Source organism: Methanobacterium aggregans (assembly GCF_017874455.1).
Lineage (GTDB): Archaea > Methanobacteriota > Methanobacteria > Methanobacteriales > Methanobacteriaceae > Methanobacterium_C > Methanobacterium_C aggregans.
The window spans coordinates 246,771-266,049 of sequence record NZ_JAGGLN010000004.1; the positions used below are offsets into that span (position 1 = coordinate 246,771).

Sequence of the window (19,279 nt, forward strand, 5' to 3'; positions counted from 1 at the left end):
AGATTTAATTATGAACCTACAATCACTGCCCCAATTTGAGGGTTCTGTTTTTATGATTATACTATATGTGATTCTACCTTATTTTTTTATTCCAGAAACTTTTATTCCTAAAAAAATCCTAAAAATAGTTTTTTCAAAAAAAAGTAATGATTAAATGTCTTTGTTCAATTTTATGCACTTTTAAGAGCTATTTGAGTAATCTGAAAGGATTAAACGAGATAAAACCTATTATAACCTAAAAATATTATAACCTAAAAAACCCTTGTTTTGGTTATATCTGATTCTATTGAAGAAATTTCATCCATATAAATTCTGCAGATTTCATCTGCAATATCTTGAACATCCTCCCTCTTTAAACCTGCATCGCACTCAAGCAGCCCTGCAGTTTCAACTGCTTCAGGTGTTCCGCTGGTTGTAATGTTCAGGGCGAAGTGTATCTTCATACTACTTAGGGATCCCGTTGCTATTGATATGCTGAGTTTTCCATCCCCCACGTAAATATCATCACCTTCACGACGGGTTTTTATTCCTATCTCACCAAGGATGTCCCTCACGATCGTGACGAAGAGGCGTTGTCTGTGGTAGCAGAGCCTCATATCCGCCGGTTGGCAGTCAAAATGTTCTATTATGAAGTTGAGCATCAGTCCACCCTTTATTTCCAGACCCACATCTTCATAGTCAATGAGGTTGTCTGGCTCAATTTCCACAGGACCTGTCCAGCTCACAATACTTGAATCCTTTACTTTGAACTTTCTAAATGCCCACATAGGTTCTATTTGGCTTCCATCATACTTAGTGCCGTCTGGGAGTTTCAGGTGCTTCATGTTATCCCTCTTCTATTCTCCATAATGCTTTTAATTTTGATAAAATTTCTTTGATAAAAATTAATGAAATTGAACTTATTAATCGATTAAAAGTTCCTTGTATCCTGTTTCAGAGTCAAAAATTCTTTTCAATGTTTTAGGGACTTTTAATATGCATATTTCAGCTGTTGTGTATATCTCACAGCCTTTCATGAGGTGTCCGCCAAAAACTCTGCCTTCATGGTCAGAAACCGCAAGGTGCACGTGGATCCCATCTGGAGACACTGTTCCCTCAGCAGAGACTATCTCAAATGGACCGTCTAAAACCATCTTATTTTCATTGGACATCCTTAAAACTGCTTTGTTCAGGCTTCCAACTATGCAGAGTAACACTCCAGATTTTAGATTCCCTTCTGATGCGATATTTTCTATGCCTTTTTTAAGGTCTTCACCGGGTCTAAGTCTTGAAACTATCATATTTAATAGTGTTGCCTACAATTAAATTAATCCATGAGAGCCAGACCCAGAGATTTTATACACACCACGGACGATCTTTTCTTTGCAACAACAACTTATCTCCACCCTGAAGACAGGATTCTCTCATTTTTAAGGTATATTCCTGATCCAAAAGGTGAGAGGTCATTGAATGGCACAAGATACTCTAAGGTTGATTCAAAGCAAGCCTATGAATTTTTAAGCCAGAATTTTCCAGATTACCTCTTTGACTGTGATATAACGAAGGTTCAGATGATGGGAGTGCCCATTGAGAAGGTGGAAACTATTTTACACCCTGAAGATCGTCTTAAAGGGATAATGAATGTTGAATATCCTGATGAACTTCTTAAGAAAGTTCAAAAAGTTGCAGAAACATTCCACAAACATGCAGGAATCCCATATGATAAAATGGGAATATCAGGGTCAACCCTCCCAGGATTGTACAATCCAGAAAAGTCAGATGTGGATTTCGTTGTTTATGGGCTTCAAAATCACAGGAAAGCTATGCATGCATTTGAAGAAATAAAAAAAGACGATAATGGTGCTTTGAAGGGGATTGGTCCGGATTACTGGAGGAGACTTTACGAGAAGAGGATAAAAGATGGTTCCCTGAGTTACGAAGAGTTCATGTGGTACGAGAACCGTAAAAACAACAGGGGAGTTGTTGATGGAAGTCTCTTCGACATCCTTGCAACCCGTGACTGGGATGAGATCCATGGAAGTTACGCAGACACCACATTCGAGCCCATGGGAACCCTGGAAGTTGAGTGTACAGTGAAGGATGCTCTTGCTGCCTTTGATAATCCCTCAGTTTATGAAGTGGAAGATGTGAAGATTTTGGACGGTCCAGATGTGCCCCTGGATGAGGTGGCTTCATTCACACACACCTACGCAGGCCAGGCAGTTGAAGGGGAACGGATCCTTGCCCGAGGAAAACTTGAAATGTTCACAGGTCCAAGAAGTGGGTACAGAATCGTTGTGGGAACTACCAGGGAATCCATTGGAGAGTACATCAAATTGAAGGAATTGAAGCTGTGATTACCATGATAAAATCTAAAAATTCAAATTTATACCTTGATGCAAGCTTTTTGAAGTTTTATGACGTATATAATAAGTTTAGACAGAATTGTGGTTAAAATATTGTATCCACTTTAAGAATTAAGTGATAAAATGAAATCCTTTTTAAAAAAAATTATTTAAAAATTTGATCATGTGATCATGAACATTAAAAGGTATTGGGGAAATAAAAAAAATATTGAGGAATTTTTGGAGGAATTTAATGGAAAAAACTGTGAATATTGGACTTATAGGTTTTGGAACCATTGGAAGTGGGGTTGTGGAAACCTTCAACAGGAACACTCCTCTAATCGAAGACAAGGTGGGTAAGAAGGTCAAGCTTAAAAGGATCGTTGATCTGGATGTGACCACTGACAGGGGTGTTGAAGTGGATCCTGAAGCCCTTTCAACTGATGTTAATGATATTCTGGAGGATCCTGATATAGACATAGTTATAGAACTCATGGGAGGCTATCAGCCTGCACTGAAATTTATACTCCAGGCCCTTGAAAATGGAAAACATGTGGTAACTGCCAACAAGGCCCTTCTTGCAAAGCACTGGGAAGAAGTGATCTCAACTGCCCAAGAAAATAATGTGAGGGTATGTTTTGAGGCAAGCGTGGGTGGTGGCATACCTCTTCTTCAGCCACTCAACGAAAGCCTGGCATCCAACAACATAGAATCAGTATATGGGATAATAAACGGTACAGCCAACTACATCCTGACCAAGATGACAGAAGAAGGACGTGAATTCACGGATGTTCTGAAAGAGGCGCAGGAAAAGGGATACGCAGAGGCAGATCCAACCTTCGATGTAGAGGGGCATGACACTGCCCAGAAGCTCATCATTTTGACCATACTTGGTTTTGGGGTTTACGTTAAACAGGAACGTTTCCATGTTGAGGGAATAACCCGTATAACCCCTGATGACATAGCTTTTGCCCGGGATGAAATGGGATGCTGTATCAAACTCCTTGCAATATCCAAACTCGTTGATGGAGATCTGGAAGTCCGTGTTCATCCGACCCTTGTACCTGAAGAGCATCTTCTTTCATCTGTTAATAGTGTTTTCAATGGGGCTTACCTCATTGGTGATATTGTGGGTCCTGTGATGATGTACGGGCAGGGTGCAGGCATGATGCCTACTGCAAGTGCAGTTGTAGGTGACTGCATAGACATAGTTCAGAACATGGAAAAGCCAGTTGCATACGGACCCAAGAAAACCCGGGTTCAGAGTGTTAAGGAGATGGCAGATGTTGAATCCAAGTACTACATCAGGCTTACCACTGCAGACAAGCCAGGAGTTCTTCATGAAATCTCTGGAATATTCCGTGACTACGATATAAGCCTGGGATCTGTGAATCAAAAACAGACATCCCATGCAGGGATGGTTCAGATTTTCATGGTAACCCACACCGCCCTTGAAAAAAACATGGCTGCTGCAGCCGAAAAGATCAGCCAGTTAGAGTCTGTTGAATCTGAACCTGTATTTATAAGGCTTTTATAGCATTAACTGGAAAAGACATTTTTTTATTCTTTCATTTTTTTTGGAATTTTTCCATCAATTTTTATCCATAATAAATCTTTAAATTTATTTTAAAATCGTTAGAATTATTTAAAATTATTTTTTAAGCCCATTTATGCTTTTATAATTATTTTTAAGTTAGATAACTTTTTTTAATTATTAATGCTTCAGTTCAGCTTTTCATGACCTTTTTCAGGTTGAACTGGAGAATCCATTTTTTTTTGGAATGGATGAAGAAAAACATATATAAAATAATTAATAATATTATTATATTTATTAGTAATATTCGAGTAGGTAAGTACAAGGAAATATGTAAGATAATTGAAAAATTTGGGTGTAAAAAATGATGATCAACGTGTCTTCAATATCAGAGTACGTTTACTGTCCAATAAAGGTCTATCTGAGACAAAGTGAAGGTTGTAACATTCAAACCCCTGCAATGTTAAGGGGCAGACTGGTACATGAAGTCAGAAGAGGCTTTGAAGAGCTTCTGAAGCGAAACTTATGGTCTGTTAATGAAAAAATGAATGCAAAAACCATATTTGAAATTCTTATGGAAGATGTGCATGAATTTGTGGAAAAAACATTGATTAAGTACTGTGAAAATAACGATATGGACCCTGAAAGTGCAAAGACTATTTCAAGGGATCTGAAGGATGATCTGGAACTTGAATCATGGCTGATGGCAGTTAAAGTCTGGAAAATAGTGTCCACGAACCAAAAATCTGGTTCAGATATTGCAGACATGTTCTTCCCACCTGTGCTCCTTGAATTTTCAATAGAAAATCTCGAAATGAAGTTAAGGGGAAAGATAGACCGCATAGAAATAATGGACGGTTACTACTATCCAGTTGAAGTTAAAAGCGGTTTACCGCCTATTAAAGGAGTTTGGAAGTCTGATGCCCTTCAGATAGCAGCTTACTCCCTTTTGATGGAGGAAGAATTCAACAGAGAGGTTTCAGTGGGTTTCGTTGATTACATGGGTGCCTGTCAGAGAAGACCCGTCTTCATGGATGTGAACCTGCGGGAAAACTTGTTAAACGTTTTGGAAGAGATGAGAATGATGTTCCATCAGGGCGCAGTTCCTGAAATGGTTCAAAGTCCTAAAAAATGTGCTAAATGTGAATACTCTGATTTTTGTGAGTACGCCTGTTGAAAATCATAAAAATAGGAAGGATCTGGAATAAATATGATTACTAGAATATGATTAATAAAAAAAAATAGTGGATTTTACCAGATTAAGTTCTGTGTGGATTATTCTGGATAAATTAAAGAGAATCCTCCATTTTTTTTAAGACCTTATCATGGTTAGAACCATTTTATACTTTTCAACAGCGTGAAGGGCATGGGGGTCGTTTGCAGGCATTATGATCATATCACCCGTCTCCAGCACGTTTTTATTGCCTGAAATGGTTATTTCAGCTTTCCCATCAATGACCTGAACCATTGCATCGAAGGGTGCTGTGTGTTCGCTTAATCCCTCGCCCTTGTCAAATGCGAATATGGTCACTGTTCCTGTATCCTTTCTTATGATTTCACGGCTTACAACAGAGCCTTCCTGGTATTCTATCAAATCTTCAAGTTTCAAAGTTTTTGCCTTAAGTTCATCTGACATTAAAACACCTCTTTAATTTTACATCATAATTGTTATACATAGTTGATTTTGAATTGGATTATTATACAACCTTAAATTTGCTCAAAACTTACTCAATATCATCATTATCGTCACTTTCTCCCTCAACGTATCTGTAGAGGTCATTTGAGAAGAGTACGAAGTTCAGCATTGCATTCACATAGGCCCTTGCAGCATCCACATCACTCAACTTGTAATCCTCCTGGGAAACTGCAGATTTGAAACGCCATTCCAACGCTTCAGTCACGGCCTTAAGTACGAAATTTTTAAGATCATCCAGATCTCCAGTCTTTATGGCATTATCTGCCCTAGGAACAACTGGGCCCCAGTCAAGTCCAGATGGTTTGAGTCCTGTGTAGGGTTTTCCCTCACTCATTCTATGTAGTCTTACAGCAGTTTCAAAGAACCAATGATCTGCAAGTTCCGCTGCATCTGCACTTTCTTCCCTAACATTTAAAGTTCTTCTGAAAGCTTTTCTCAACTCTTCATCATACTTTACAGCCACGAAGGGCAAAATATAGTTTATATTTTCCATTTCAATGGCCAGTTCTGCAGCTTTAACAACAGGACCGTCCATTGTATCGCAGTGGGGTACCATAAAATCACCTCTATCTAAATTCAGCTTGTTTCAAGATTTGAGTTATTTATGATATTTTTTTAGAGTTATTTTAGGATTATTTTTTAAGTTGCTTCCACTTAAAGGTTAAACAGTTACAATGGAAAAGTTTCTAATTGAATTCATTTTAGATTCTTTTCGCAGTCAAAACACAGCTCTGTGTCCCTATCTGTTTTAAATGTTTTTCCACAGTTTCTGCAGGTCACCCTTCTCAGGGATGATTTTTTATCCACAATGTCCAGGGAACATGCACATTTCCATCCCATTTTACCCTTTAACTTCGCTTCAAATGCTTTATCCTCATCTTCACTATTTTCCATTTTAGATCCTCCTTAAATACTCATACACCATTTATGGATGCAGCTTAAAATCTTCATCCTGATCCAGTGGAAGTTCCAGGCAGAAGGTTGTTCCCTCACCCTCACGAGATGAATCTATCCATAAATTCCCTTCCATCAGTTCAGCAGCTCTTCTTGCAATGGCCAGGCCTATACCTGTTCCAGAATATTTGTCTTCACTGTGAAGGCGCTGGAATATTTTGAAAACTTCGTCATGGTACTTCTCAGGGATACCTATTCCATTATCTTTGATGTAAAGCCGTATATTTTCTTCCATTTTTTGCCAGGATACATTTATTTCTGGTTTTTTATCAGTTTCTTGATATATCAATGCGTTTTCAATGATGTTAGTGAATATTTGATTTAAAAGGGTTCTATCCGAATTTATAGTTGGCAGATCATCAGGAAAAGTTATAATCGCATCTTTTTCCTTTATATTCCCATCCAAATCCTCTAAAACTTCTTTTAATACATTTTTAAGTGAATTTGGTTTTCTTTGAACTGATTTACGTCCTGTTCTTGAGTAGAGGAGTATGTTATCTATTAAACTACCCATGCGCTGTGTTGCATCCACTATGTTATTTAAGTAATGAATTCCTTCTTTATCAAGGTCATTAACGTACCTTAGTGATATTATCCTGGAAAAACTACGTATAACCCTCAGTGGTGCCCTTAAATCATGTGAAACTGAATAAGAGAATGATTCCATATCCTTGTTAGCAGATTCAAGTTCAGCAGTACGCTTGCGAACCCTGAACTCCAGTTCTTCATTGAGCTTTTTGATCTTTTCTTCAGCCCTTTTACTAAGGGTAATATCCTCAAATACAGTTGCGAACTCTCCTTTTTTGGGTGAAAACACGGATATGCGGAAATATTTGTTCATGGGTTCGAAGTAGGTTTCGAAGTATCTGGGTTCTCCACTATCTGCTACCGCTGCATAGGTTTCAATGTAGGGGGGTTCTTGGGTTCCATAGATTTCTGTGGCCTTTTTTCCAATTATATCCCCACCACATATGTTCAATATCCTTTCATAGGCAGGATTAACATCCAACACAACATAATCCTCGGCTTTCCCTTCTTCATTGTACAAAACCCTGTGAACAGCCATTCCCTCGTTCATGGAGGTGTAAAGTGTTCTGTATTTCTCTTCACTCCACTTTAAATTATTTTCTACAAGTTTACGTTCCTTTTCTGATGCAATGGAGTTAAGTGCAAATGATATGTCATCACCAATCTCCTCAAGAAGTGATTTTTCATCCTCTGAAAAAAAATCAACTTCAGATGCATATAAAACCAGCACTCCAATTAGTTTAGCCCTATAAAAAAGAGGAAGTGATGCATATGATCTGTAACCCATTTTAAATGCTTCTTCATCCCAAGGGAGAGATTTAGAGTTTTTTTGAAGGTTTGATGTTGTTGAAAGCTTCCAATTTCTTATAGAATTTCCAATGGGGCCATGCGAATTGATCTTATGGGTTACATTTATTTTAACGTGCTGAAGAAATCCTTCCTCATACCCTGCCCATTCCTCTGCACATACCCATCCTGTCTCTTCATCAATTAGTCCTATCCAAGCCATCCTAAAATTTCCAAATTCCACTGCAGTTTGACATATGGCCTTAAAAAGTTCATTTTTATCTTTTATACGTACAATAGATTGATTCACCTGGCTTAAAAATGCATAAAGCCTGTTGAAGTAGTTGGCCCTCAGTTCAGCTTCTTTACGCCTAGTTATATCTGTAATAAATCCAGTAACTCCTTTATAATTTCCCATATCATCCTTCAGAGGAGATGTTTCAACCAGGGCGTATAATTTATCCCCATTCTTTTGGATGAACTCCAGATCATGCTGTTCAGTTATACCCTGTTCAATGAGATCCATATGTTTTTTAGCAGTTTCAACTTCTTTATCATCTAAAAAAGAGAATATAGACTCTCCCATAATTTCATCAACTGTATATCCTAACATTTCAGCCATTCTACCATTGATGAACAGGGTTTTACCCCTACGATCAACGTTCCATATACCTTCCTGAGCATTCTCAATCAAGTGCCTGTAATTTTTCTCACTTCTAATGAGAGCGTCTTCTGAAACTTTCAAAGATTTGATATCACGGTATATAAGAACGTAAATAATGAAAGCTGTTACAATAACAAAAAAAGTTCCTTTAATGCTTTGCATCCAAGTTAACGTTCCTGAGCTCTTGTATAAAATTCCCAGAACCATATCTGAAAATAGTATCCATATTAAACTTAAAATTAGGTAAATAGAAGTTATTTTAGTTGCTGTAATTTTTGGATTGGTATTTTTAAGAGTTTTTTTAACCATTTTTTAACCCAAATCCTGTGAATTTTGAATACCATTAAAAATTCATGTTTTCCAAACCAATTATTAATCCAACACTAATTTAAATGTATATCCACAGGATAATAAAATTTTTGTTGTTGGATGGATCCCCTGGAACTTCAGGAATTTATTTTAAAAATTCCTTAAAAATTGCCAAAAAATCGTTTAAAACCATAAAAAAAAGAGTTGTTGGAGATTTTAATGAAAAAATTATCTCCAAAGATCTAAATGCTCCCTTTTTATCCTAGTATTTTTTTGATGTCTTCTTCTGGGTTTCCTATTGGTGTGAGGTTGTAGTTTTCAACGAGTACGTTGAGTATGTCTTCGTTAACCCATCCGGGTATTATTGGTCCGATGTACATGTCCTTGATGTCCAGGTAGAGGAGGCTCCAGAGTATGGCTGCTGCCTTCTGTTCCATCCAACTCAGAACAAAGGTCAACGGCAGATCATTAATTTCCATGCCGAAGAGCTCGGATAATGCTGCAACAATCTCGATACCAACACCGGCATCGTTACACTGACCCAGATCAATCAAACGAGGCACACCCTCAATATCTCCAAGATCCATATCGTTGAAACGATACTTTCCACATGCTAGGGTGAGTACAACGGTGTCCTCCGGTAGTTTTTCAACGAATTCTGTGTAGTACTTGGCCTGAGGCTTAGGAGAATCACAACCACCCACAACGAAGAAGTGCCTGATCTTACCAGCCTCAACCAACTCCTTGATCTTACCAGCCAAGGATAAAACCGTAGACAATCCGAAACCAGTGGTTAAAACCGTATCCCTAGCCTCATCCCCCAACTCAGGTAACGATTTAGCCTTCTCAATAACCGGAGTGAAATCGTAACCCTCAATGTGCTGAACACCAGGAAGCTGAGCAACACCAGAGGTGAAAATCCTGTCCTTATAATCATCCAAAGGTAAAAGAACACAGTTAGAGGTTCCAAGTATTGCAGCAGAGTACTTGCTGAAGATTTTTTTCTGATCGAACCATGGCCCCCCAATCTGACCCACGAAGTGTTTGTACTTATGTAACTCTGGGTATCCATGGGCCGGAAGAAGCTCAGAATGCGTATAAACATTCACCCCCGTACCATCTGTCTGTTTAAGGAGTTCAGCCAGTGCTTTTATACTGTGTCCCGTTGCTATGATTCCAGGACCCTTAACAGAACCAACCTTAACCTCAGTAGGTACTGGTTCGCCGTAGGTTTCGATGTGTGCCCTCTTGAGAAGGTTCATGGTTTTTATGTTCATCTCACCGGCTTCAAGAGCGAGTTTGACGAACTCCCCTGCATCAAAGTTCACGTTGGTGAGCGTCGAGTAAAATCCCCTCTCAAGAAACGCATCCACCTCAGGATCCGAGTACCCCAACTCCCTTGCATGATACAGGTATGCAGATATACCTTTGATTGCAAAAAGCAGATTATCCTGAAGCCTTGCAACCGTAGGCTCCTTACCACAAACACCCCTAACAGTACAACCAGTCTCCCCAGCAGTTTGAGAACACTGATAACAGAACATATCCAATTTTTCAACCATTCATACAACCTCCTATCCAAATTCTTCAAATTGGTCTTTTCCAACCCCACAAACTGGACAGGGCCAATCGTCTGGCAGGTCCTCAAAGGATGTTCCTGGTTGAATACCTCCAACAGGATCGCCTTCCTCAGGGTCGTAAATGTAATCACAAACCAAACAAACATATTTCTTCATGCTTACCATCTCCTGAACATGTTTTAACAACAAGTTACATTTGAAACTTTAAAAGCGTGGATATAGATGTATTAAAAAATTTTTTAAGGGTTTATAAGTTGTTTTATGGTTTTTTAGTGTTCCTAATCTTTGCATGCAAGTACAATTATAGTATGTATGTTTATACTATTTTTTATGTTGGTTTTTGTATTTAGAACTTATGAATAATTTCTAAAAACTCATTTATGGAAGCCAGAAGGTTGAGTATTATTTATGTGGTGTATTTATTGAAACCTTGATCCTTTTTAGGATCTGATTATGAAAAAATGAATTAAACATATCCCCTAAAAACGTAATACTCCCTTAGAATTGTTTTAGTTAAAGTTGCAATTATTCAGATTTTGACCCTAATAATAAAAAAAGGATATTATTATCCCACTTTCATTTTTAACTATATCAAGTATTAAAAATACCGAATACTTTAAATATAATAATAAGGTACTTAATATTTGAGCAGTTGTTATTAATACACGTTACATCCTTTTTTTTGGATTCTGTCCTGAAAGGGGATGTTACAGGAAAGTTAGTATTAATAAATAATATTAATGTATGAATAACATCTGTGATCCCTGAACTCCCTGAACAGGGTTTTTAGTAATAACTGAAAAACATAGGAGGTAAAGAAGGCTATGAAAATTCAGGTAAAAATGGTATTGTTGGCTTGTGTTCTTGTGCTTGCCTTGAGTGGAACGGCTTCAGCATCAGACACAAACAATACAACCATTTACAGCGATAATTCAAGTTTAAACTCGGATCAATCGCCAGCATTAAATACAAACAGTTACCCCGATCCTATAGTATCTGGAGTGGTGATGGATAACTCCACCCATATGGGTGTGGCAAATGTTTCAGTGAAAATTAAGGATCAAAACAACAATTTGGTGGCTGAAACCTTAACCAATACTGATGGTACCTACTCCGTAGGTTTCATTAACTCAAATACCGTGTTCAATGTAATCACAAGCAAGTTAGGTTATCTAACACTGGCTAAAGAGATAACAGTAAATTCAGGCCCAAATCCTACTGATCCAAACCTTTATGGTACTGCGAACTTCCAGCTTATAGCTATACCCTACAATGGTAGTGCATCAAGCACCATTATAAACATTGGGGCTCTTGCAAATATTTTACTGGAGTTAAATGTTGGAAAAACCAGTGCATGGGTAGATACACAGAACATCCCCTATTCTGAGGCTCACGGCACTCCACTGGAGGTTAAATTATTCACAGGTAACCTTTTAGAGGGATTGTTGAATGTTGACTCTGTGGGTGGTCAGGGATATGTAACTGGAGGTATAAGCCCTTCAAATTTACCTGTACTGCTAGGAATTTTAGGAATTAATGCCGGTCTTTTAGAGGCTAATGCTAATTCTACAGTTGATCCATCACAGGCAACTGGTTCAAGTAGTTTAGCATCCTTGAATCTGTCACCGTTACTTTTAGTGCAGATCCTTAACCTTGGCCTTATAAATTCCAACAGCAGTGTAATACCTGATTTCAATAATGGAGCCTTAACAAGCTCTGCGAACTGTGGTACAGTTCAGGACATATCTTTACTGAATGGTTTGTTGGTTATACATGCCTTGAATATTAATGCAACAGCTTCAGCCAACGGAACTCCTGGTGGAGCCCATGCTAAATTTGACTGGAATACTGCTGACATTGAACTTGCAGGCGTGAGTATATTAAATGAGTTAAAATTGAAGGGCGTTGTGGAACTTCCAGGAGTACTGAGAATATCTTTAGGTACTGGAACTGAAATCACTTCTCCAGATGGAACCTATGCAAAGGCAAGTGGCAGTGCGTTGAGTCTTGATCTTTTGGACGTAATCCCTGGAAGTTTTTTAACGTTGAATATTGGAACTGTTATGGCAGAAGCAAGTGTACCTGTTGGAGGTTTGAATCCAACAACCAACGACTTATCAGTACGCAAAACTGTTGATAAGAACGTGGCTAACTATGAGGAACTACTGAACTACACGGTAACAGCACAAAACAACGGGCCAGACAACGCAACCAACGTTTTAGTACATGATGTTTTACCCGCAGGACTAACCTGGATATCCGACGACTCCAACGGAGCATACAACCCCACAACAGGAACATGGACCATAGGAAACCTACCAAACGGAACAAACGCAATACTACACATCCTAACACAAATAACAACCAGCAACACAACAATAACCAACACAGCAAGTATAGAAAATGATGCATACGATCCAAATACAGATAACAACCAGGCAAACGTGACAACAACCGTGAATGCAGCATCTGATTTAGTGGTAACCAAAACCGTTGATAAAAGTACAGCAAATTATCATGAACAAGTGAACTACACTCTAACAGCACACAACAACGGACCAAACAACGCAACTGGAGTAACAGTAACAGAAAAACTACCAAACGGACTCAGATACATATCCGACGACTCCAACGGAGCATACAACCCCACAACAGGAACATGGACCATAGAAAACCTACCAAACAGTGCAAACGCAGTACTGCACATAACAACACAAACAATCTTAGCAAACATCCAAATAAACAACACAGCAACCATAAACAACAACACATACGACCAAAACAACACCAACAACCAAGCAAACGCAACCGTGAATGTGGGACCGGCCGCCGATCTCAGTATAACAAAAACCGTAGATAACACAAATCCCAACTATCTCCAAAACGTCATATACACCCTAACAGCACACAACAACGGACCAAACAACGCAACCAACATTTTAGTACATGATATTTTACCCGCCGGACTAACCTGGATATCCGACGACTCCAACGGAGCATACAACCCCACAACAGGAACATGGACCATAGAAAACCTACCAAACAGTGCAAACGCAATACTGCACATAACAGCACAGGTAATTGTTTCAAACATTCAGTTAAACAACCTTGCAAGTATAACTGGATATGAGACTGATGTGAACTCCACCAACAACCAGGCAAATATAATAATAGATGTAGGGCCAGCATCTGATTTAGTGGTAACCAAAACCGTTGATAAAAGTACAGCAAATTATCATGAACAAGTGAACTACACCCTAACGGCACACAACAACGGACCAAACAACGCAACCAACATTTTAGTACATGATATTTTACCCGCCGGACTAACCTGGATATCCGACGACTCCAACGGAGCATACAACCCCACAACAGGAACATGGACCATAGAAAACCTACCAAACGGAACAAACGCAATACTGCACATCCTAACACAAATAACAACCAGCAACACAACAATAACCAACCTCGTCAACATAAACAACAACACATACGACCAAAACAACACCAACAACCAAGCAAACGCAACCGTGGACGTAGGACCGGCCGCCGATCTCAGTATAACAAAAACCGTAGATAACACAAATCCCAACTATCTCCAAAACGTCATATACACCCTAACAGCACACAACAACGGACCAAACAACGCAACTGGAGTAACAGTAACAGAAAAACTACCAAACGGACTCAGATACATATCCGACGACTCCAACGGAGCATACAACCCCACAACAGGAACATGGACCATAGAAAACCTACCAAACAGTGCAAACGCAATACTACACATAACAACACAAACAATCTTAGCAAACATCCAAATAAACAACACAGCAACCATAAACAACAACACATACGACCAAAACAACACCAACAACCAAGCAAACGCAACCGTAAACATAGGACCAGCTGCAGATCTTGGAATCAACATAACCGTGGATAGAGCAAATCCACAGTACCTGGATTATGTTACATTCACATTAACAGCACACAACTACGGACCAGAATCAGCACCATACGTTAAAGTTTACAACACACTACCAAACGGACTCAGATACATATCCGACGACTCCAATGGTGCATTCAACTCAACAACAGGACTTTGGACAGTTGGATACATGGCAAATGGAGCAAGCGCAGTAATGCACATAACAGCACAGGCCATGATCTCAAACGCACAGTTAACAGACACGGCAACCATAACGGACCCAGACCCAGTCACCCTAACTGGATTCTACGACCCAAATCCAAACAACAACCAAGCAAGCGTGACTATTGAGCCTTACTCCAAAGGTATTCCTACAAATCCTGGAACATCAGTCAATACAAGAACTACAACTAAAGTTGCAGAAGAAACAAAAACTGTTCCAATGTTACCAACAGGATCTCCAATAAATCTCATGGTTATGGCAATACTCCTAACCATTGCAGGAACTATATGTCCTAAAATTAAGGGTTAAATCCCTTTTTTTTATTTTTTTAAAAATTGAAAACAGATATCACTACTCATTTTGGTTTTAAAATTACTGAAAATCAATGGTTTATTTTTTTTCTTGTTGGACTCACTAATCCAGTAGATATTTAGCCAAATTATAAATTCCATTATGATCATAATATACCCGGTGATACCATGGATAAAAAGACTGAAGAACTAATGGAAAAATGTAAGAAAATGGATGATTCCAGTGTCATGGGTTCATGCAAAGTACTGTTAGAGCTTATGGACCAGAAAAAGGTTGAAGTTGAGGAGGATATGGATCAAACCTATCTTCAGATGGCTGAGAACCTAAAACCAAGTGATGTATCAAAAATACTCCAAATCGCTCTTAAAGTAAGGGAAAGTGGAGATATAAAAGACACTGAACTTAAAAATGCTGCAAGCATACTTATAAGAGCTATTGAAATGAGTTAAACTCTTTTAAACTTTTCTATTTTGTTTTATACCCTAATGTGTTTTTTATATGCATTTCAGAACTGAAGTACAAATTTCAAAAGATCGGTTCAAATTGATTATTTTTAGGGCTTCTTTATTTAAACACGTCAATACTCAAATTGCAATAAAATTAAACTTTTTTTATTATGCCAAATTATAAGTTCCTTGGAAATCATAATAATAAATGGTGTTTTTATGACGTTGGATAAAAAATCTCAAAAGCTGCTTGATAAGTGTAGGGAAATGGCTGATAAACCTGAAGTTATGGGAGCATGCCAGGTTATGCTGGAAACCTTTGAGGAGAAAAAGAAGGAAATACCCGAAGAACCTGAACAAAAATACCTTGAAATGGCCCAGAATATTGCACCAGCAGATGTGCCCAAGATCCTTGAAATGGCCATGAAAGTGGCTAAAAGTGGTAAAATAAAGGATCCTGAAGTTAAAAATGCTGCTGAACGCCTTATAAGAGCCATTGGATAGATCAGTACTCCATGGTTTTGAAGGTTCAATCTTGAATGAAATTAAAAAACTCTTCAGGAGTCGAAACTATGGAACTCCACTTTAAAATTTCAGGTCCCTGAGTCTCTTTATATCAAAAACTGCAGTATCAGCTATGGCCATAACTGCCATGACACCAGCCTGAACAGGGTCTGTTACAACCAGATCTGCCTTGCTGGTTACACTTCCAGGCATGTTGAGACTGATAACAGCTACGTTGTGCTCATTTTTTACTTTTTCTATGGAATCTGATATTTTACCACCCATAAGGGATCCTGCAAGCACCAGCGCCCCTACCCTCGGCAGCCTTCCAACAGCTAAAACTGCTTCTGCAAGTTCTTTTTCACCTACAAGAGGTAAAGTATCTATACTTATCCTTTCACCACGGATGTTGTGCCTGTCTGCCTCAGTTATGGCTCCAAGGGCGACCTGGGCGACCTGGGCCCCTCCCCCAATTATTATAATTCTTTTACCATAGATTTCACCCATTGAACGGTGCATATCCACAGATAACACTTCTTGGAAGTTTTTTATCTGTTCAACGAACCTCTCAACGTTTCGAACATCCTCCAGTTCCATGTATATGGATGCAGAATCTTTGTCTTCCATGAAAAGATGAGTGTAGGTGATGTTAACACCACAACGTGCCATCATATCAGTTATATCCCTTAAAACTCCAGGTTTGTTCTGGGCCCTTATGTTTATTGCAATTTCCTTCATTTTATCACTTGAAAAGAGTAATCATTTGTAAATTTAAACCTACTTAACATCTTTTAATCCTTTTATTTATTTTAATTGAACTAGATAATAAATCCTTCAAATCTTTGATATGAAATCTTTAAAAGAAGCTTATCACTTTTCAGGGTACAATCTATTAAATCCAACCAAATATTAAAAAAAAATCTTTTTTTTGTAGGAAAAACTAATTATGATACTCTATTTAATATAAAAAATATTTATATTAAAGTGCATTGAGACATAAACGGTTAAATACGCCCTTTTGCTTTAATTTCATCTACGTGTACTTTTATAACTGCCACGTTCTTCAAAATGTTTTCATCGTATTCATGATGCTTTTCATGGGAGTATTTATCCATTATGATATCTAAAATTCTTTTTTTCTCCGTTGGATCCTCAATAAAAACAGCTGTACCTGATCCAATCACGCTCCTGTACTCCATACCCCAATTGCATGGTTTATCCGATTTTACAAGTTCCGTCTCAATGTCCACCTCGAAGCAAACCCTGTTGTTCCTGTGGAGAATGCTGATCTTCCTTCCCTCCTGTGCTGAATGGAGGTAAAGATGGTTGTCTTTAAATCCGAAGTTCATTGGAACTATGTAGGGCTCATTATTACAGGACAAGGCTATTCTGCACACCTGAGCCTTTTCCAGTATCTCTGAAATTTCTTCAGGGTCTGTTATTTCCCTATCACTTCTTCTCATCTTCATGATCTTTTGATCTGTTTTTTGAAACTAAACAAGATTATGCTAACGAACGTTAGTTTTATATATGGGCTTGACACCAGTTTAACTAACAAACGTTAGTTAGCAGAGTTGAGGGTTATGAACAAAACACTAGATGAAGATGGAAAAATATCAACCAAAGAGAAAATATTTCAAGTATCAGTGGATCTTTTCTCAGAAAAAGGTTTTAATGCAGTTTCAATTCGTGAGATAGCACGTGAAGTGGGTATAAGGGAAAGTTCAATTTACAACCACTACAAAAACAAGGAGGCGATACTGGACACCATAATCGAGTACTTCATGGAGGTTATGGGATCATCGGGTCCACCAGAAGATGTAGGGACAGAGATGCTCACCCAGAGCCCTGAAGCATTCCTGAAACTTGGTGCATCCATGTACATGGATCAGATCAACACCCCAACCATGAACAAGATCTGGAGGATAATCTCCATAGAGATGTACCAAAACGAGAGGATAAGGCACATATTCCTTGAAAGTATGTTGGAAGAACCTTTGAAGTTCTGGGAGTCAATCTTCACTCAGTTGATTCATAACAAACTCATAAAACCCTTCGATCCCAAGATCCTTGCAAGGGAGTACTTCTTCTTTGGAGTACACCTCTTCTTCGAATACTTCGTTTTAAGGTACCATGATACAGAGGAGTCATTTATTGATGCTGCAAAGGACAGGTTAATGGAACATATAGACTTTTTGCTAGCGGTTATAACTCCCGAGGTGGAAAAATGATAGTTAAAACACCATATTCACTTAAGAACGGGGCCGATGATTCAAATGAATACTACCAAGATATTTCAAACTTCACGGATCAAGTTCTATCTGAATCAGAATTCCATATAAAGGATGTTCTTGATGATTTTAAGGATTATGAATCAAAATATGTAAAAAAATCATCCCCAAGAGATCTGATGGTCTTTGAAGTCCTGATGATAGGTGTGTTCTGGAGGGCTTACATCAAAAGAGCCGTTAAAATTGACCCTAAATCCCAGAAGCTGCTTGCAGAACTTTCAAGGGAGAGAACTGAGGATGAAGAACTGAAACCCATTGTAGATCCTATAAGGGGTGTTCTTGCAACTTTAATTCTGCTTCCTGAAGACCCAAAATCCGAAGAGATTCCTGAACTGAATGTAGAAAATCTTGATAAACTATTTAAATGGCTTGAAGCAACTGGAGAATTTCAGGAGGAATTGAAACATCTAAAAACATGGATGGATTTTTTACGTGATTTAAATCCTCAGGAATCCTCTTCACATCTTGCAAAGATTTTCATGTTTGCAGACTGGTTCGAATACGCAAGCAACAATGTTCTCGGCAGTTACACATGCAAACTTGAAGGATTCCTGGAGGAAAACCGTGAAAAACACCTCTGGAATGAAGATATCATGTTGTTCACCAGGAAAAGGTCTGAGTACCATTTGAACATGTTTGGAGCCGAAGTTATGAGCAGAGAATTCAGAGAATCCTTTAAGAGCAGACCCAGAAAGGCTCTTCTGCTTCCTAGATGCATGTGTTTACTGCCCGAATCTGAGTGCATGGCTTCAGAGACCAACCTTGGACGGGCTTGCACAGGCTGTACTCCAAAATGCAGGGTTAACGCCCTCAGCAGATGTGGTGAAAAGAATGAGTTTGAGGTTTACGTTGTGTCCCATGAATCATCCGCATTATCCCTGAGCACACAGAAGGACCGGGATGAGCTGGGAATAGTGGGTGTTGCATGCATCATGAACCTAATATCCGGGGGTTGGAAATCAGAATCCCTTGGCATTCCGGCCCAGTGTGTCCTTCTTGACAGCTGTGGATGCCGGCACTGGATAAATAGTAGTGAACCCACAGATATCAGCGAATATCATCTTATGAAGCTTCTGAAAACAGGCACGAAAGTATTTGAGGATGATTGGCCATGTTCAGCCCAGTTAAATGGGCATAAATGTTCAACCATGTGATTTACGTTAAAAATGTGTAAAACAGAAGTTAAAACTATGAAGATTATGT

The 19,279-nt window shown here is 38.6% G+C and carries 18 protein-coding genes; 8 read left to right on the forward strand and 10 right to left on the reverse strand.

Annotated features, from left to right (window positions below; genetic code table 11):
• Positions 1-251: 251 nt before the first annotated feature.
• Positions 252-824 carry a DUF366 family protein gene (locus tag J2756_RS07930; RefSeq protein ID WP_209584415.1) on the reverse strand — a complete coding sequence of 191 codons (573 nt, stop codon included), beginning with the start codon at positions 822-824 and terminating at the stop codon, positions 252-254.
• Positions 825-902: 78 nt separating this feature from the next.
• Positions 903-1,280, reverse strand: a complete 378-nt coding sequence (locus tag J2756_RS07935; RefSeq protein WP_209584416.1) for a PPC domain-containing DNA-binding protein — start codon at positions 1,278-1,280, stop codon at positions 903-905.
• 33 nt (positions 1,281-1,313) lie between these two features.
• Here J2756_RS07935 and J2756_RS07940 point away from each other — a divergent pair, with 33 nt between their 5' ends.
• The 3 genes from J2756_RS07940 to cas4 all read left to right on the forward strand — a co-directional run bounded on the left by J2756_RS07940 (position 1,314) and on the right by cas4 (position 5,035).
• Positions 1,314-2,336 carry a DNA polymerase subunit beta gene (locus tag J2756_RS07940; protein WP_209584417.1) on the forward strand — a complete coding sequence of 341 codons (1,023 nt, stop codon included), beginning with the start codon at positions 1,314-1,316 and terminating at the stop codon, positions 2,334-2,336.
• Positions 2,337-2,577: 241 nt separating this feature from the next.
• The gene (locus tag J2756_RS07945) at positions 2,578-3,861 is read left to right on the forward strand and encodes a homoserine dehydrogenase (protein WP_209584418.1); all 1,284 of its coding nucleotides are present in this window, start codon (positions 2,578-2,580) and stop codon (positions 3,859-3,861) included.
• 361 nt (positions 3,862-4,222) lie between these two features.
• On the forward strand, positions 4,223-5,035 hold the full coding sequence (gene cas4, locus J2756_RS07950; RefSeq protein ID WP_209584419.1) for a CRISPR-associated protein Cas4: 813 nt from the start codon (positions 4,223-4,225) through the stop codon (positions 5,033-5,035).
• A gap of 135 nt (positions 5,036-5,170) precedes the next feature.
• On the opposite strand, the gene J2756_RS07955 is transcribed toward cas4, so the two are convergent.
• From J2756_RS07955 to rd, 6 genes are all read right to left on the reverse strand, one after another.
• Positions 5,171-5,494, reverse strand: a complete 324-nt coding sequence (locus J2756_RS07955) for a cupin domain-containing protein (protein WP_209584420.1) — start codon at positions 5,492-5,494, stop codon at positions 5,171-5,173.
• Between the two features lie 88 nt (positions 5,495-5,582).
• Positions 5,583-6,110 carry a DUF6448 family protein gene (locus J2756_RS07960; protein ID WP_209584421.1) on the reverse strand — a complete coding sequence of 176 codons (528 nt, stop codon included), beginning with the start codon at positions 6,108-6,110 and terminating at the stop codon, positions 5,583-5,585.
• 140 nt (positions 6,111-6,250) lie between these two features.
• Positions 6,251-6,448 carry a hypothetical protein gene (locus J2756_RS07965; RefSeq protein WP_209584422.1) on the reverse strand — a complete coding sequence of 66 codons (198 nt, stop codon included), beginning with the start codon at positions 6,446-6,448 and terminating at the stop codon, positions 6,251-6,253.
• A gap of 31 nt (positions 6,449-6,479) precedes the next feature.
• Positions 6,480-8,795, reverse strand: coding sequence for an ATP-binding protein (locus J2756_RS07970; RefSeq protein ID WP_209584423.1), 2,316 nt, complete (start codon positions 8,793-8,795; stop codon positions 6,480-6,482).
• A 257-nt stretch (positions 8,796-9,052) separates the two neighbouring features.
• Positions 9,053-10,357, reverse strand: coding sequence for a hydroxylamine reductase (hcp, locus tag J2756_RS07975; RefSeq protein ID WP_245315986.1), 1,305 nt, complete (start codon positions 10,355-10,357; stop codon positions 9,053-9,055).
• Between the two features lie 12 nt (positions 10,358-10,369).
• Positions 10,370-10,531, reverse strand: a complete 162-nt coding sequence (gene rd, locus J2756_RS11510; protein WP_245315987.1) for a rubredoxin — start codon at positions 10,529-10,531, stop codon at positions 10,370-10,372.
• Positions 10,532-11,199: 668 nt separating this feature from the next.
• Here rd and J2756_RS07980 point away from each other — a divergent pair.
• The 3 genes from J2756_RS07980 (at position 11,200) to J2756_RS07990 (ending at position 15,785) form a co-directional block, all read left to right on the forward strand.
• Entirely contained in the window at positions 11,200-14,832 is a 3,633-nt protein-coding gene (locus J2756_RS07980; RefSeq protein ID WP_209584424.1) for a carboxypeptidase regulatory-like domain-containing protein, read from the forward strand.
• Positions 14,833-15,002: 170 nt separating this feature from the next.
• Positions 15,003-15,284 (forward strand): hypothetical protein, encoded by a 282-nt coding sequence (locus J2756_RS07985; RefSeq protein WP_209584425.1) that lies wholly within the window; start codon positions 15,003-15,005, stop codon positions 15,282-15,284.
• Between the two features lie 216 nt (positions 15,285-15,500).
• Positions 15,501-15,785 carry a hypothetical protein gene (locus J2756_RS07990; protein WP_209584426.1) on the forward strand — a complete coding sequence of 95 codons (285 nt, stop codon included), beginning with the start codon at positions 15,501-15,503 and terminating at the stop codon, positions 15,783-15,785.
• Between the two features lie 81 nt (positions 15,786-15,866).
• Here the strand turns inward: J2756_RS07990 and J2756_RS07995 are convergent, their stop codons facing one another.
• Positions 15,867-16,523 (reverse strand): DUF5612 domain-containing protein, encoded by a 657-nt coding sequence (locus J2756_RS07995; RefSeq protein ID WP_209584427.1) that lies wholly within the window; start codon positions 16,521-16,523, stop codon positions 15,867-15,869.
• Between the two features lie 266 nt (positions 16,524-16,789).
• The gene (locus J2756_RS08000) at positions 16,790-17,248 is read right to left on the reverse strand and encodes a pyridoxamine 5'-phosphate oxidase family protein (RefSeq protein WP_209584428.1); all 459 of its coding nucleotides are present in this window, start codon (positions 17,246-17,248) and stop codon (positions 16,790-16,792) included.
• A 120-nt stretch (positions 17,249-17,368) separates the two neighbouring features.
• Here J2756_RS08000 and J2756_RS08005 point away from each other — a divergent pair, with 120 nt between their 5' ends.
• Together J2756_RS08005 and J2756_RS08010 are read left to right on the forward strand one after the other, a co-directional pair.
• Entirely contained in the window at positions 17,369-18,016 is a 648-nt protein-coding gene (locus J2756_RS08005; RefSeq protein ID WP_209584429.1) for a TetR/AcrR family transcriptional regulator, read from the forward strand.
• Positions 18,013-19,230 carry a DUF116 domain-containing protein gene (locus J2756_RS08010; protein WP_209584430.1) on the forward strand — a complete coding sequence of 406 codons (1,218 nt, stop codon included), beginning with the start codon at positions 18,013-18,015 and terminating at the stop codon, positions 19,228-19,230. The genes J2756_RS08005 and J2756_RS08010 overlap by 4 nt, the downstream gene beginning before the upstream one ends.
• Positions 19,231-19,279 lie beyond the last annotated feature (49 nt).